This is a genomic window from Bacillus sp. T-10(2022), assembly GCF_056502895.1.
On sequence record NZ_CP113518.1, the window covers coordinates 3,789,905 to 3,805,168 of the forward strand.

The window sequence follows — 15,264 nt, forward strand, 5'->3', positions numbered from 1 at the left end:
TCAAGTCATAGAAGTGTCACCTATTAAACCTCGACAAATTATTGAAAAAATATTAAGATATTAACAAATGCAATCTTTTCTACATATTTTTGGTAGTTGCTTTATTCTCTGGGTATATTATTAAGGATTAAGTATTCATTACGAAAAAGGGGGTTTTGACATGATATTAATGGTAGTTTTCGGACTTGTGGCTATATTAGGAGTAGTAGCTGTGTTTACCTCATTAAAAAAGAGAAACTTCTTAGGATTCATTTTTGCTGCCGGCAGTGCAGTCGTGTTTGGCTGGTTCACTGTCATGACTGTCATCAACAGCGGTTTTCCAGTTGCCCATTGAAGAAAAAAGCTCGCCAATCCGGCGAGCTTTCAGTTTGTAGACAAAAGGGGTGTAGAATCGACGAATACGCATTCTGCGCTTAACTTTCTATAAGCTGCTGTCTTTAAGAGTGCCTGGAACGGAAATCAACGTCCAATTGTACAAGCCATAAAAAAACTGTAGGCAAACGATTTTCATCGAGTTTCCTACAGTCTGAAAGCTCGCCATCCGGCGAGCTTTTGTTTTAGGTCATCATGTTTGTTTGAACAATCTTTGTATTTGATGGGTTTTCATATCAATGATTTTCTCAAATTGATATCCATATAAGCAGAAGTTGCCATCAAGCGAACAGCTTAATGGTTCATTTTCCATGTCCTTCATCAATTCTTCTTGTGTGCCTTTTTCCCAATTTAATTTAGTTAAGGTAAACCTTCCCTCATATTGGTCCGCATCTTTTGATTCATTAGGAATAAATGTTATCAATTCCTTGTCTTTTTCAATGAAATCATAGGAGGGAATCATCCAATCTGAAAAGCTTTTCAATAGTGGTACGGAAAAAGAGTGGATCGGCTTGTTTGTTGGATCATAAAATGCATATGTACCCCGATCTTGTTTTTCTGTCTCCACTTGAATCGTCATTAGCGCTTGTTTCATTTTTTTAAAGTGAATGACATCGAGCATAAGGCTGTCCGTTCCATCCCCATTAAGCGCTTTTCTTTCTAGGGGTGCCGTCAAAGCAGGTTCTTCCCTGTCCCAATCGAGAAACATCAAATCTTTTTCACTTGCCCATTGAGCAAAGGGCTGTGGAAAGTCCAGAGTTTCCATTGTTTGTTCATCTGGATTCAACACATAACTGTTGTATGTCCAATCTTCATAAAAACTCGATAAAAACAACTGGCCATCTTTAAATGAATTCCACTCATAAGCTAATTCATAGGCTGGGATCGCCACGGAATAAAGTGGATCTCCCGTTTTATCGAGTATTGTGATTGATGCTTTACCCGAAGAGGTGAAGGACGATAACAAAATATGCGTTCCAGACGGACTGATCGATACTTCAGAAAACTCAAAAGCCGGCTGATAGAAAACGGAAGTATCATTCGTTTTCAAATTCCATGCCATCAACTGGGATAATTCATTACCATCCCGCTTCACAGAATATAAAATGGTTTTAGAATCCAGCCATCCAACAACGGCTTCGATTTTATCCGTTTCTGCAGTCGGGACCTTTAGATTGCTTACTGAAGTTTCCAGGTTTGATTGGGAGTGTTCTTTTTCCGTATCATTTACGGGTTTACTAAGGTCCTTGGAAGGCTCACAAGCCGAGATAAGAAGGATAGTGGAGATAAATAATGGGATGAAACACAACATCTTACAAATGGAAAGCCGCATACAAAGTGCTGCTTTGGATACTTTAATCTCCACACACCTCCCACTTCAAAACTAAAACGCCTGGCATATGTGAGCGAGACATTAGAAAGAGAGTAAGGATTAACCAATCGAATCCTTACGACTTTCATTATAAAGTAAAAAAGAGAAAATGTGGCGAATAATGATCTTATATTTTTTTGGAAGTATATCCCTTAGGGGGAAATGTATCACATATAAAGGCCTGCCACCAATATCTTGACGGTATCTTCATATATACCAGGCAAATGGGAAAGCGGAAGCGGATTGATGCCCTTTCCCAATTCGATTGTGAAACCGCCGCGTTTGAATTCCTGAATGAACCAATCTTTATACCCGGCATGGCTGTCAACGTATTGTACTGCCCGATATCCGCTGCGTTCCTCAAACTCCCTTGCAACATTCGCTGCATCTTCAGGTTCATGTCCCTCATATCCCCAATAGAATTCTTTTCCCTGGGTGTGAAGTGCAAGCACTCTTTCAAAATTCCGCTTGATGGCCAGCTCCTTCATGGCCAATGCTTCTGGTTCTGATAAAGCGGTCTCTCCTGGGAAATCTCTTGGGGCAGGTGCTTTTGGAATCTTTCTACGCTTTTCAATTTCCCAATTGGCAGGATATTGATTATTCAGATCTATACCGCGTATATTGGCTTTCCAAGCATAAAAGGCAGGATTGCCATTGTTTATTTTTAAAACATCGACCTTCCCCTCTGCCGCCTCCTCCCCCTTTAGGACAAGCTCGACTCCATCCGGATTCACCATTGGAACCATCGAAATGGTCATATCCCGATAAAAGGGCATACAATCCATTCCGCAAAGTGTACAATCATTCGTTACTGCCAGCAGAAAATCATTCAGCCATTTCATCAAAACCGCCGAAGTGATCCATTCATTAGCATGGAATGAACCGTTATAATGTATGATCTTATCGCCTTGACCGATCCTTACCTCAAGGAGTTCTTTTCCCAACACACTCCTCCCAATCGATTCAACCTTAATAAAGGGGTAATGAAAAGATAGAGTATCAAGATCGTCAAGAAGTGATTGATAATCATAGGGCTTGTCGGTGACAATCATGGGATTCATGACCCGGACGGGTACGGAAAAAGGTTTTTCTCCACCTTGATTCAACAATGATACCCCATCGATGGGCAGGTGATATTGTAAAGCGATTTCGGCAAAATCGATATCTAACCGGGACTCTTCCTGAACAATGTATCCAGGTATCTGTACTTCCATGCCATTTGGCAAAACCCCGCCAGTAATGGCGGGATTGGCATCCTCTATCAAAACCCGGGGAATTTGGAACAATTGACTGTAATATGCCAAATCATCCCCGCTTCTGCTCACGACTTTCATTCAGCCTCCGCCCCTTTCATTGTTTTATCTTTATGAAGGGAAAAACAGAAAGATGTTCAGGAAGTCTCTTGTTTCATAATTGTAATGGGTACTGATTCTCCTGAAAAAACGAAAAAACCTGGATTGCGCCAGGTATCAGAAGACAAACTCGATGAAAATCTCCTACCGTTTTTTTAGGTTTTGTGCAATTTGAACGTCGATTTCCTCTTCAGGCACTCGCTTTCCGCGGGCGGTCCGGGACCCTCCTCGGCGCCTTTGCGCCTGCGAGGTCTCCCCTAGACTCGCTTTTCTAAGCAGGAGTCTCGTATTACGTTCCAATCAACTTTGTTTTACCTTTTAGATAGAACACTTTTGTCCACAGTCTTTTTTGTTTAGTATTAAAACTTGAGGTGACTATAGATTCTTTCAAAACATGATTGTATTCAGCGATATCGGCTTGAAATGATTACTTTAGATAATTGATCCATTTAAAACGTTATTTTTAGCCAGTACGATCGTAACACCAGATACCACCTCAATACCTTTTTATCTACAACTGAAACCTGGATTGCGCCAGGTTTCTTTTTTCAACGCTGCTCATAAAATCGGAGCAAATCCCCGTAAATGATTTTGTCGGAGTAATCAAGCTCTTGTTTCGCCTTTTCCAAATACTTCTCACATGAAACTTTTTCAGTCGCCGCTCCAGTCTTTTTATCATAGCAGGTATCCATCGTATAGAGATAATCCTTCGTGATGAAACTGCTATCGCGAAGAACGGTGAATTCTAATTTCTCTTCAGAAAATAGATCTTTGCCGAATTCGATATAATCATCATTTTCAATCCCCAATAAATGAAGGAGTGTCGGCCTTACATCAATTTGGCCGGAAACGGTGGAAATCGTTTTTCCCTTCTGACCGGGGATATGTATGATGAGCGGGACACGCTGAAGTTGGATGGATTCGAAAGGCGTGATTTCCTTCCCAAGGAACTGGCTCATGGCAGAGTTGTGATTTTCCGAAATTCCATAATGGTCCCCATATAGCACAATTATGGAATCATCATATAATCCATCACGTTTCAAATCGCCGACAAATCGTTCCAAGGCTTCGTCCGTATAACGTACGGTCGGAAAATATTGATTCAATGTTTTGGAATTGGAATCGTATGGCTCCAATGTCCGGTCTTCCTCATTCAAAGTGAATGGGAAATGATTGGTTAACGTTATGAACTTGGCATAAAAAGGCTCAGGCATCCTCTTCAAGTGAGAGATTGATTGTTTGAAGAAAGATTTATCATTCAAACCCCAATTGATGGAATTCCCTTCAGAGACATTGTATTCATCACTGTCATAAAACCGCTGGTATCCAAGAGAATCATACATTATGTCACGATTCCAAAAGCTTTTATTATTGGCATGCAAGGAAGCCGTATAGTAACCTTTTTCCGTTAAGATTTCGGGGGTGGCTTTGTATTCATTTTGGGCATGAGTGAAAAATACTGCACCTCTACCTAAAGGATAGAGGGAATTCTCAATAATGAATTCTGAATCGGATGTTTTCCCCTGGCCAGTTTGGTGATAAAAGTTATTGAAATAATAGCTCTCTTTAATGAATTCGTTCAGAAAAGGAGTGATTTCTTCACCGTTGACAGTTTTATTGATGACAAAGCTTTGAGTGGATTCCAATGATACAAGTATCACATTTTTGCCTTTTGCCAGACCATAGAGATCATCATTAACCTCTTTTTGATTGGCACGGACATAATTTTCAATTTCCGACAATTCACTGCCGTCCGCAAGGGCACGTTGAGCTGATGATTTCGTCTGTAATATTGCATCATAGAGGTGATAATGGTACGTACCGATATTCTTAACGAGGATTTCGCGGTCAAACGTTCTTGTCAATAGTTCAGGACGCGCCGCTTCAGCTAAAGCTAAGTTAAAAAATGTTACTCCTAAAGCGATTAACATAAAGAATTTACGATCCTTTGGATTGTATCGACAATCATGGAATGTTTTTGGTTTGTATTTCACCAGCAGCAGCAAGAAAAGAATATCGGCAAAATACAATAGGTCACTCAGATTGATCAATTCATGTACACTGCTTCCAAGGTCGTTCATATTGCTCGTTTGAAAAAGAACGGGAATGGTTAAAAAGTCATTGAAAAAGCGAAAAAAAACAAGATTGGCAAAGAGGATGAAGGTGATGGAAAAACTCATGATCAATAAATATGCTGTCCTTCTATTTTCTTTTAAAAATATATGCACGCCAAGAGTAAGCAATAGGAAACTGACAGGATTGATGAATAGTATGAATTCCTGGAGCCAATTATCAATATCTATCTCAAAACTTGTTTTATAAGCAATATATGTTTTAAGCCAAAGTGAAATGAATACGGCCCAAAACAATGAATACCCCTGTTTTTTGAAGACCCTTTTCAATCCTGGTCCCTCCTCATCGAAGAAGCGCTGGAGCCATGGTCCGGAGCGCCTCAATCATGGGTCATGGTTCTCCCCTCTATATAAATGCAGGAACGATTGCCCCCACCCCTCAAAACGGGGAACTTTTTTCAAGATTCCATTATTTTCTTATACCCCTGTTACACAGGGCAGCAAGGTATCACGTATTCAGTTGGCTTTTAATGAGCCAGGCTCCACCTATCACTCCTGCATCATTGCCTAGTGTGGCCAAGCTGATTTTCGTTGATTTACTAACCCGTTTGAATGCATACTTTCCGAAGGCAGTGCGGACAGGATCAAGCAAAATGTCCCCAGCTTGTGAAACTCCCCCGCCAATGACGATTTTATCTGGATTCATGACATTCCCAACATGTGATAGTGCCAGCCCCAAGTAATTGCCGACCTTATCCACCACTGCTTTGGACAAAGGATCACCTGATGCAGCGCACTGGAATAACAGTTTGGAAGTAACCGCATTTCCCTCGTCGACTTTCTGCTGAAGCAATGACTTTTCATCAGCGGTATTCAAGGCTTCTAAAGCCATACGGACGATTCCCGTTGCCGAAGCAACCGTTTCCAGACAACCAGTCTTGCCGCAATTGCATGGTGCCCCTCCGTCCGTTACGACCGTTATATGCCCTATTTCTCCAGCAGCCCCACTGGTACCATGGACGATTTGCCCATTATGGATGATTCCGCCGCCTACACCCGTTCCCAGAGTGACACAAACGAGGTCTTTGGCACCATTACCGGCGCCTTTCCACATTTCTCCCAAAGCTGCCATATTGGCATCATTATCGATCACAGCTGGAAGAGATGTCTCCACCTCCAGTAAATCTTTTAAAGGATAGTCCTTCCAGCCTAAATTGACGGCTTCATATATGGAACCGTTAACAAATTTCACAGGGCCTGGAGCACCCATTCCTACCCCTACTATCTTACTCTTCGATTCATTAAGTTCCACGAGCTTCGCATCAATTGCTTTGGCTATATTAATCGTAATGAATTTTCCCTTTTCGGAGATATCCGTGCTGATCTCCCATTTATGAATAATCTCTCCGTATAAATTGATCAGAGCCAGTTTGGTAGTTGTACCGCCTAAATCCACACCCATCAGCCACTTTTCCATCATTCTCACCTTTTTTATCAATTTTTTTTCTGTTTTTCCCTTTCAAGAGACAATTGCTGTCTAATTAAAAGGATCGCCATTTGATAATCTTTCGTATCCATCATCTGCATACGGTGGATTTCCCTTATTTCGGCTTCCATCATTTCAAGCTCGGCTAAGCGATCACCAATATAGATAAATGTACCGAATCTTTTCAAGTATTGTTGAAGATCATAATATGTTTTCATAGTAAACCTCTTTACTCTTTTCTTTAGGAAAGTATATCGAATCAGCCTTTTTGTAACAAGCGACCAATTCCCCTTTTGATAATTTCCCCCATCCCCCTCATACATGTCCAACTGTATTCATATGATGAAATATCAAGAATGTGGACTCTTTCGATTTGATTCAACAGCTTAATGTTTTTAACCACTCATCACGCGCGAAAACGGAGGGGAAAAATGAAAGTACAATTGAAGTATACCGTCTTTTTGGTCTTGACCACCATTTTTGTCATCCTATATTTATCAAATCATAAAAGGGCAGAGGAAACCATCATTTTTTTTCCCATCGATTCCTCGCTCCATTTTGAACATGCTTCCACCCACCTGACACCGGAGGGTACCGGGGATTCAACCTATACCATCACTTGGAAGGTGGATTCTTCATTGGACCAGACAGCTTACTTACGTCAGGACGTATCGCTTTTATACAAAAATGGAAAATTGGCAGGAGCTTTAAAAAATTGGCGCCAAAATAAACAAGAACTCTCTCAAAAAGCGAAAACTAAAGAAACCGATAGTGGTCTTTATGAGGCGGTAACATTTCATTATGCCGAGGTTCACCCAAGTGACACAATTTTCACCAGTGCCCAGCAGCTCAGTAAAGATAAACTCTATACAGTAACGACACCGGTTTTTCAATATTTCCACCGTCCCCTTTCAGAAGAACAGTTTCAGTGGAAAAAAACGCTGGACGGCTTGACAGATCAAACGGTTCGAAATGGTTTGGAAAAAGCCGGTCAAGCATTTCAGGTTAATCTGGATCAGTACAAAATCATCTCTTTAACAGATCTGCCGTCAAAGAAAAATCAATGGCTAGCTGACTTCCCCCAATTCAAACGGGAAGAAATTGTGGGAAAACTGTGGGAAGGACTTTACAAAAATTACGTGTTGGGAATAAAAAAGGAGGATGGATCCACTGTGAGTCCACAAGGCAGCACCATCCCCCTATTACTTATGGCGAAGAATCAAAGTGAAATACTTGTCTTGTTTACCCTGAAAGACGGTTCCCCAATCATGCTGCGTCAAAAGTTATAGTCGCTTTTCAATTTCTGCCAGCAGTTTAGTATATGATTTATTATCCGGGGCAAGCTCAATAGCCTGAACAGCTTGCTCCTTAGCTTGATCGAATGATTCGAGATTCATGTAGACTAAGGCAAGATTGTAATGGGCTTCATGCAAATCCGGATTGCTTTCAATCGCTTTTTCATAATAATCCCTGGCTTTATATATGTCCTTATTATCAAAAGATAAATTTCCCAGCATAAAAAGCGATAGCGGTGCATCAGGATTTGCATCAACATAATTGTTTAGCATCTCTACAGCTTTATCCTCTTCATCATCATCAATATACTTTTGGGCCAGCATGGCCATCGTATTATCATCTATAGCTGCACTTTCCTGATGATTGAAACCAAAGTGAAGCAGGGCATAGGTCAGTATTGCCGACCCGATCAGAAAAGCCAGCTGCCGAAAGATATTCCTGGATTTTGGCAGATGCACCACTCCAGCAGCCAAGAACCCTCCGATCAAACCTCCGATATGCCCTGCATTATCAATTCCCGAAACGGTGAAACCATATATTAAGTTAATGATGATCAACACAATCACCGATGAGCCCATCGAGCGCATGAATAATTTCGGATAGACGATGCCGAAGTACAGAAGTGCCCCAAAGCAGCCAAAAATGGCTCCGCTCGCCCCTGCGGAAAGGTTCGGGGTCATGATGAAGCTGCCTAGAGTTCCAGCGAAACCAGCGAATATATAGATGAAAAGGAACCTGGCATTACCGTAAATCCTTTCAACTTCAGCTCCGATTAAATACAATGAAAATGTATTCATCAATAAATGAATGAACCCAATATGGACGATCATCGGTGTAAAGAACCGCCACCATTCCCCTTGTATGATATAAGGGGAAAATTTAGCGCCAAACTCAATCAAAGTTTTGGAATTGGTGCTGCCCCCATTAAACACCATCAAGATGAACACAGCTATTTGTAACGCCATGAATATATATGTAAAGAATGGCTTATTGGCATTTTGAAATACCTTCTGCTCAGCCTTAGCCTTTTTGACTGACTCCGAGATGGCGTCTTTCTTTACTGCGAGAATCTTTTCCTCATCTATTTCATTATCTTCAAGAACTTGAATTGAAAGTGGTTTTTTCAAAACATGTTCAAGGTTTTGCAAAGAGTCATGAAAGTTTTCACAAGTTAAAAGGAACGTGTTAACATTCGTTTTTTTAAAGGAAGCCACGCGTGAGCTAAAGTCATGATCATCCACCGGGGCGAATTTACTAACATAGATACTTAATATGTTAATGGGCTTTTTATACAATTTCCTTCTGATCCTTTCCCCATTCTGTAAAGTTCGGTCGATATCGCGTTTCAGCCAATTAGCCCAATCCAAATCATGTCGAATGAGTCTTATGACAGGAAATTCTTTATTCTTATCGCTTTCAAGCCAAATCTCCTGATGGTTTTCCGTGACAGTGATCATTCGATAATCATAATGGGCTGACAACTCCCTTATGGTTTCCCAAAACAAATAATCCTCTTTAAATCCCAATGCCTTCCCCACTTTCCAATGAAACTTAAGCTTCTAAAATTCCTGTTTCTTAATTAAAACTATAGACGAAATCATGAAAAAAGTAAAAAAGGAGACTGCTTTCCCGGTCCTTAAAAATAAAAAAGGAACCCCTGATCAGGTTCCTTTTTAAGATGCCGGCATTCTCATTTGGTCTGACTGAACATGCTTTGCATCATTTTATCCCTGAACATTGGCATATCCAAGGATTTAGTCACTAGAAATCTTCTTAAAATGCCGTTGGACAGCGCAACATTTATCAGGCGGTACCGGTTTTTGTAACCTGCATAAACAGCTAAACCAACCAAGAAGATTTGAATAATTAATCGAAGCATAGCAATCCCTCCTATCAATAGTGTGATACAGGACAGGATTTTTATGAGCTAAAAGTGATAATTAATAAACTTCTTCTAATGGGCGTACGTACGTATTACCCTGGATGGGGTAATGAGTTTGCCTACCGCTATATCATGGACTTCTATCGGGAGTTCATCCATTAATTGAAGCTCGTATGTAAGTGCCAATGTATCTCCTCGGTAATAAGATAGGAAACGGTCATAATAGCCGCCTCCAAAGCCTAGGCGATACCCTTCCTTGGTAAAAGCAAGACCGGGTACGATCAATGCATCCAATTCCTCTTTCCGAGCCTTGGCTGTTTCAGCCACTGGTTCAAGCAACCCGTAATAAACAGACTCCAGCTGATTGAAGGACGAGATTTTCTTGAATTCCATTGTCTTTTTTTCAGGATCACATTTTGGTACTGCCACTTCTTTTCCTTCACTCCATGCTTGTTCGATGATCCGTACAGTTGGAACTTCGGGCGGTATGGAGATGGTGATGCCTATGGTTTTTGCTTTTTTCCATTCCTCCAGTGAAAATAAGTTTTCAGCAATTCTATTCGAAAGTTCTTCATGTTCCTCTTTAGTCAGCTCCATTAAACGGGACCTAACTTCTTGGCGGAGCTTATTTTTGTTTTCTCTCATCTCTTCTGACTCCTTTAGTCTGCTTCTATCATTATCTCATAATATTTGTTCATATACGAAAAATACGGTGTCGGAAATCGCCGAACCATTAATTCATCTGAAAATATCCACTAAAGGAAAGAGAGGAAGAATGGATTAAAAAAATGTATAAAAAAAACAACAGGAAAAATCCTGTTGCTTACTTTGTTTCACGGTGAGTCGTGCTGCGTTTTTCTCTTGAGCAGTATTTTTTAAGCTCAAGACGGTCTGGATTGTTACGTTTATTTTTTTTAGAAATATAGTTACGGTCTCCACATTCAGTGCAAGCTAATGTAATATTTACGCGCATTGTGTATTTCCCTCCAAACATATTGACTTTTTCACATAGGACTTTTCTATAATAGCATTATTCAATGCGAATTGCTAGTATGTTTTTTGGGAAATCCAACATTAACTTTTTTGAATTCTTAATTGTTTACGTTTTGCATCGTCAGGAGGAGCTGATTATTTATGACTTTCGCTTCTTCTTTCGTTTCAGCATGAATGACCCAGGCCACAGCTTCCACACATTCCTTCGGCAAAATTTCAGTCTCTAGCGTAAACACGCTGGTAACTTCCCCTTTGGCGAGCGGTGAATAAGCCAGGAGCCCCTCCTTCAATGATTTGAAGCACCCCTCTTGATAAAGGCTTCCCTTACCTTGGATGCAATATTGAGAGATGCTTTTTCCTTTCACCAATCCACCCAATAAGGCAATCGATTGGGGGGCTACATGTAAAATCGCCCGTTCATTCGGGCTGTAAAAAGCCACCGCCTGCCTTTCGAAAGCGTTTTCATAGTGAAAAAACACTTTTGGGCGCTTCGTCTCGAATGAGGTATTTCTAATCGTGAACTTCGAAAAGGTCACCTGCCCTTGGGTATATGTTTGTGAAAGTGTCCGGATCTCTCCATTAGGATGACTCATCATATCTTCTTCAGGATACCAATCAAAACTCTCATCCATCCATAACCCAGCTTTTAATCCCTTACGAAATATATCCTGGTTATCCTGCGGCATATACGCGAATAGCGAATTCATATAATCATCCCTTCCCCTTCTTTATCCTTATATATAGCTTATCGTTAGGCGCTGACAGTGAGACTATCCACTTTAGAAACTGCACACCATTTTCTTATAGGTAAACGATTTTTAACTATTCAAAATATTTTGTTTTTTTCGATTTATTCTATCTTTATGTTAGCACTGAATTGGCTGATGGACAATAAACACATTTTGTCGAATTTTATGTATGTTATCTCTTAAAGGTTTTTTTCCCATTTTAATGCCTAATTTTTTTTCTTCATCGACTGTTTTAAGGATTTTCGACAATATCTGAAACAAAACAGACAATAAATGAAGTTGAAGGCCCACTTCCGAAAATATAAAAATATGAAAATCTCCAATTTTTCTTAAATATGTGTAAAATATAAGTATATTGTCGAAAATTATCTTCTGAGGTGAAAACATGGAAACACTTATCATCCTTCTTTTTTCATTAGCGATCGTCCTTCTCATCATTTCCTTTTTCGGTAAAGATAAAGTTGCCAAATTAGAGGAAGATTTGGAGCAGATGACACTAACGTATATGCAGGATATCTACCAATTAAAGAAGAAGGTGAAGATTCTTGAAGAGGAATTCGTTATCCCGGACGAACCCGTTCCCCCTGAAAAGGTTAAATCAACTGTCAATTCCAATGATAGCGAACCCATTCATGAAATTCTAAAAAGCCAGGTTCTATCTTTATATAGTCAAGGCCTTTCTTTGGACCAGATCGCCAGACAATCCTCGTTAACGAAGGAACAAACCATTGCAGTGATCGAGCAGCAAAGATTGCGTGGTGAATGAGAATGAACAAAGCAAGACTGCAAGGTCTTTCCGCCGGTATCATTTTTACAACAACAATCTTTGCTGGCTTTTATTATGGCACCGGATTATTCGAAGGCACCACTCCGACTGCGGAGGAAGCTAAGGAATTGCTCGTGAAGAAAGGATACGTCGTTACACTCCCTATGGAGGAAACTAAAAAGACCGTCCAACCAAAGGATCCGGATAAGGATTCAATGGAGAAAGGGGCTTCAAAAAAAGATCCCTCCATCGTCACCTATACAATTAAAGTGAAAACGAATATGACCACAACCGAAATTGCCGATAGCCTTGCCACTGAAAAAATCATCGATGATGCTGCTGAATTTGAAGCGTACATGAATGACCATGATTTCTCAAAAAAAATACAAATCGGTGAGTTTGTTGTTACGAATAATATGACATATAGACAATTGGCCAATACTTTGACCCATTAATGAATAAGAGAGACTTTTAAATGGACGATGTCCGAGAAAAAGCCTCTCTTTTTTTTCAATCAGGATGGGTTCATTCATTCCTGCTGATATATCTCCCTCTTACCAGGAAGTAAATATTCTCTGCAATATTCGTTGTATGGTCCGCTGTCCTTTCCAAATATCGAGCAATTAAGGAAAGCTGTGTAACCTGCTGAAGGTTTTTTTCATCTGAAAGGCGAAGGAGACTCCGAATCATATCTCCATAAAAGCGATCAACCTCGTCATCCATTTCAATGATTTCTCTTGAAAGAACAACATCTTCCTTCTCAAATGCTTCTATTGAAAGTTGAATCATCTTTAATGTAATATCATGCATCTGCTTTAATGGTGTTAAAGGCAGAATAAATGGCTGGTCACCGATTCGGATGGCTGATTTAGCAATATTCACACCAAAGTCCGCCATCCTTTCAATATCAGAGGCGATTTTTATGGCAGCAATGATACGCCTTAAATCAATCGCAACCGGCTGCTGCTTAGCAATCAGCAAAATCGCAAAGTCATTAATTTCCTCTTCCAGTAAATCAGCGATTGTATCATCATCAATAACTTCAAGAGCATCATCCACATTATTGTTTTCCAGTGCGGCATATGATTTTGATATGGCACTTGATGCTAAATTAGCCAACTTCACGATTTTCTCCTGTAACTCTTTCAATTGAAGCTCGAAATTTTCACGAACGATCATTATCGCATCTCCCTTTCTCTTTAACCGAAGCGTCCGGTAATGTAATCTTCTGTTCTTTTATCATTCGGATTAGAGAAGATGGTGTTTGTATCAGAATATTCGATGACTTCCCCATTTAAGAAGAAGGCTGTTCTATCAGAGATACGTGCTGCCTGCTGCATGTTATGGGTAACGATGATGATGCTGAAATCCTTTTTCATTTCTTGGACCAATTCTTCTATTTTCAAAGTGGATATCGGGTCAAGGGCAGAAGTCGGTTCATCCATTAATATGACATCAGGTTCGATTGCCAAACATCTGGCAATACAAAGACGCTGTTGCTGTCCACCTGAAAGTCCATATGCATTTTCATGCAGTCGGTCTTTCACTTCATCCCAAATGGCTGCCCCTTTTAAACTCTTTTCGACGATCTCATCAAGAATTTTTTTATTTTTAATTCCATGGATTTTTGGTCCGTATACAACATTTTCATAAATTGATTTAGGAAAGGGATTAGGCTTTTGGAAAACCATTCCCACCTGTGTCCTTAAATCTTCCACCTTATAGGACTGATCGAGGATATTCCTGTTTCTATATTTAATCTGACCTGTCGTTTTCACATCCGGGACTAGCTCTATCATTCGGTTCAATGTTTTGATGTAGGTGGATTTCCCACATCCTGAAGGACCAATGATGGCGGTCACTTCATTTTGGTGCATATCCAGATTAATATTTTTCAAAGCATGGTTTTCTCCATACCATAAATTGAGATTGGATGTTTCATACACCTTTTCCGTCAAGGCAGCTGATCCGACATTTTCGATTCCGATTGCCGGTGACTCTTTTTCTCTCGTTAAGGTCATATTCATGCTTCCTTCCTCCTATCAGTATCTTTTCTGGAATTTATTTCGAATTATAACCGCTATTGAATTCATGAATATTAACAGGATGAGTAAAACGATGATTCCCGCGGCAGCAACCTGCTGGAATTCCTCCTGTGGACGGGATGTCCAATTATAGATTTGCATTGGCAGCACTGTGAATGTATCCATGACCGTTTGAGGTAAAAAGGCGATGAACATTGGTATGCCAACCACCACCAATGGAGCCGTTTCACCGATTGCACGTGATAAAGCAAGTATCCCCCCAGTTAAAATGCCAGGTATCGCTGCAGGCAGGACCACTTTCAATATCGTTTGCCACTTTGTTGCACCCATTCCAAATGAAGCTTCCCTTAAATCACGAGGTACGGCACGTATGGCCTCTTGGGCAGCTACTATGATGACAGGAAGAACAAGTAGGCTCATCGTCAAGCCTGCTGCCAATATGGACCGGTCCAAAGCTAGAGCACGAACGAAAACCGTTAAACCCAAAAGCCCAAATACTATTGACGGCACACCCGCCAGATTGGAAATATTCACTTTGATAAAAGTGGTGATCCAATTCTTCCGGGCATATTCCTCTAAATAAATGGCCGTTCCAACACCAAGCAGCAGGGAAACCGGGGCCACCACTACCATCAACCAAATTGAACCGATCAACGCTGCCTTTATACCAGCCTCTTCAGGTTTCCTGGAAGCGAAATTCTGAAGGAAATCCCCATTCAGACTGCCAATTCCTTGAGTGAATATCCGATAAAATAAGATGGCCAATACGAGGAGGCCAACCAATGTTGCCAAGAAGAATAATCCTTTACAAATCGTGTTAACAGCCAGCCTAGCAGGCATTTTTTTTGCAACATGACTTTTGTTTATCAGTTTCATGTC

Annotated in this window: 17 protein-coding genes; 4 read left to right on the plus strand and 13 right to left on the minus strand. The window is 40.5% G+C overall.

Going from position 1 to position 15,264, the window contains the following annotated elements; genetic code table 11:
- Window positions 1-160 precede the first annotated feature (160 nt).
- Window positions 161-334, plus strand: coding sequence for a DUF2759 domain-containing protein (locus OSJ91_RS18490; RefSeq protein ID WP_101222560.1), 174 nt, complete (start codon window positions 161-163; stop codon window positions 332-334).
- Between the two features lie 231 nt (window positions 335-565).
- Here the strand turns inward: OSJ91_RS18490 and OSJ91_RS18495 are convergent, their stop codons facing one another.
- The 5 genes from OSJ91_RS18495 to OSJ91_RS18515 all read right to left on the minus strand — a co-directional run bounded on the left by OSJ91_RS18495 (window position 566) and on the right by OSJ91_RS18515 (window position 6,872).
- Window positions 566-1,738: a YqgU-like beta propeller domain-containing protein gene (locus tag OSJ91_RS18495; RefSeq protein ID WP_485890208.1), complete on the minus strand. Its 1,173-nt coding sequence runs from the start codon at window positions 1,736-1,738 to the stop codon at window positions 566-568.
- Between the two features lie 173 nt (window positions 1,739-1,911).
- On the minus strand, window positions 1,912-3,078 hold the full coding sequence (locus OSJ91_RS18500) for a M14 family metallopeptidase (RefSeq protein ID WP_485890209.1): 1,167 nt from the start codon (window positions 3,076-3,078) through the stop codon (window positions 1,912-1,914).
- 566 nt (window positions 3,079-3,644) lie between these two features.
- Window positions 3,645-5,498 (minus strand): LTA synthase family protein, encoded by a 1,854-nt coding sequence (locus OSJ91_RS18505; RefSeq protein ID WP_485890210.1) that lies wholly within the window; start codon window positions 5,496-5,498, stop codon window positions 3,645-3,647.
- Between the two features lie 178 nt (window positions 5,499-5,676).
- Window positions 5,677-6,648: an ROK family glucokinase gene (locus tag OSJ91_RS18510; protein ID WP_485890211.1), complete on the minus strand. Its 972-nt coding sequence runs from the start codon at window positions 6,646-6,648 to the stop codon at window positions 5,677-5,679.
- 14 nt (window positions 6,649-6,662) lie between these two features.
- Window positions 6,663-6,872, minus strand: coding sequence for a YqgQ family protein (locus tag OSJ91_RS18515; RefSeq protein WP_101222565.1), 210 nt, complete (start codon window positions 6,870-6,872; stop codon window positions 6,663-6,665).
- Between the two features lie 213 nt (window positions 6,873-7,085).
- On the opposite strand from OSJ91_RS18515, the gene OSJ91_RS18520 reads away from it, so the two are divergent.
- Window positions 7,086-7,943, plus strand: coding sequence for a hypothetical protein (locus OSJ91_RS18520; RefSeq protein ID WP_485890212.1), 858 nt, complete (start codon window positions 7,086-7,088; stop codon window positions 7,941-7,943).
- On the opposite strand, the gene OSJ91_RS18525 is transcribed toward OSJ91_RS18520, so the two are convergent.
- From OSJ91_RS18525 to OSJ91_RS18545, 5 genes are all read right to left on the minus strand, one after another.
- The gene (locus OSJ91_RS18525; protein WP_485890213.1) at window positions 7,938-9,476 is read right to left on the minus strand and encodes a rhomboid family intramembrane serine protease; all 1,539 of its coding nucleotides are present in this window, start codon (window positions 9,474-9,476) and stop codon (window positions 7,938-7,940) included. The genes OSJ91_RS18520 and OSJ91_RS18525 overlap by 6 nt on opposite strands.
- A gap of 164 nt (window positions 9,477-9,640) precedes the next feature.
- Window positions 9,641-9,829 carry a hypothetical protein gene (locus OSJ91_RS18530; RefSeq protein WP_101222568.1) on the minus strand — a complete coding sequence of 63 codons (189 nt, stop codon included), beginning with the start codon at window positions 9,827-9,829 and terminating at the stop codon, window positions 9,641-9,643.
- Window positions 9,830-9,904: 75 nt separating this feature from the next.
- The gene (locus OSJ91_RS18535) at window positions 9,905-10,477 is read right to left on the minus strand and encodes a 5-formyltetrahydrofolate cyclo-ligase (RefSeq protein ID WP_350299478.1); all 573 of its coding nucleotides are present in this window, start codon (window positions 10,475-10,477) and stop codon (window positions 9,905-9,907) included.
- Between the two features lie 178 nt (window positions 10,478-10,655).
- Window positions 10,656-10,805 carry a 50S ribosomal protein L33 gene (rpmG, locus tag OSJ91_RS18540; RefSeq protein WP_028391797.1) on the minus strand — a complete coding sequence of 50 codons (150 nt, stop codon included), beginning with the start codon at window positions 10,803-10,805 and terminating at the stop codon, window positions 10,656-10,658.
- 118 nt (window positions 10,806-10,923) lie between these two features.
- Window positions 10,924-11,532, minus strand: a complete 609-nt coding sequence (locus tag OSJ91_RS18545) for a hypothetical protein (protein WP_101222570.1) — start codon at window positions 11,530-11,532, stop codon at window positions 10,924-10,926.
- Between the two features lie 427 nt (window positions 11,533-11,959).
- Between OSJ91_RS18545 and OSJ91_RS18550 the strand changes: the two genes are divergently transcribed.
- Window positions 11,960-12,340: a hypothetical protein gene (locus OSJ91_RS18550; RefSeq protein ID WP_413018895.1), complete on the plus strand. Its 381-nt coding sequence runs from the start codon at window positions 11,960-11,962 to the stop codon at window positions 12,338-12,340.
- Window positions 12,341-12,342: 2 nt separating this feature from the next.
- The gene (locus OSJ91_RS18555) at window positions 12,343-12,795 is read left to right on the plus strand and encodes a hypothetical protein (protein WP_413018897.1); all 453 of its coding nucleotides are present in this window, start codon (window positions 12,343-12,345) and stop codon (window positions 12,793-12,795) included.
- A gap of 70 nt (window positions 12,796-12,865) precedes the next feature.
- On the opposite strand, the gene phoU is transcribed toward OSJ91_RS18555, so the two are convergent.
- Genes phoU through pstA form a run of 3 tightly spaced genes read right to left on the minus strand, consistent with a single transcriptional unit; the run spans window position 12,866 to window position 15,261 of the window.
- Complete coding sequence (gene phoU, locus OSJ91_RS18560; RefSeq protein ID WP_137016279.1) at window positions 12,866-13,519, minus strand: phosphate signaling complex protein PhoU; 654 nt, start codon at window positions 13,517-13,519, stop codon at window positions 12,866-12,868.
- 20 nt (window positions 13,520-13,539) lie between these two features.
- A complete protein-coding gene (pstB, locus tag OSJ91_RS18565; RefSeq protein WP_350299481.1) occupies window positions 13,540-14,367 on the minus strand; it encodes a phosphate ABC transporter ATP-binding protein PstB in 828 nt (275 codons plus the stop codon).
- A 15-nt stretch (window positions 14,368-14,382) separates the two neighbouring features.
- Complete coding sequence (gene pstA, locus OSJ91_RS18570) at window positions 14,383-15,261, minus strand: phosphate ABC transporter permease PstA (RefSeq protein WP_063590620.1); 879 nt, start codon at window positions 15,259-15,261, stop codon at window positions 14,383-14,385.
- Window positions 15,262-15,264: the final 3 nt, after the last annotated feature.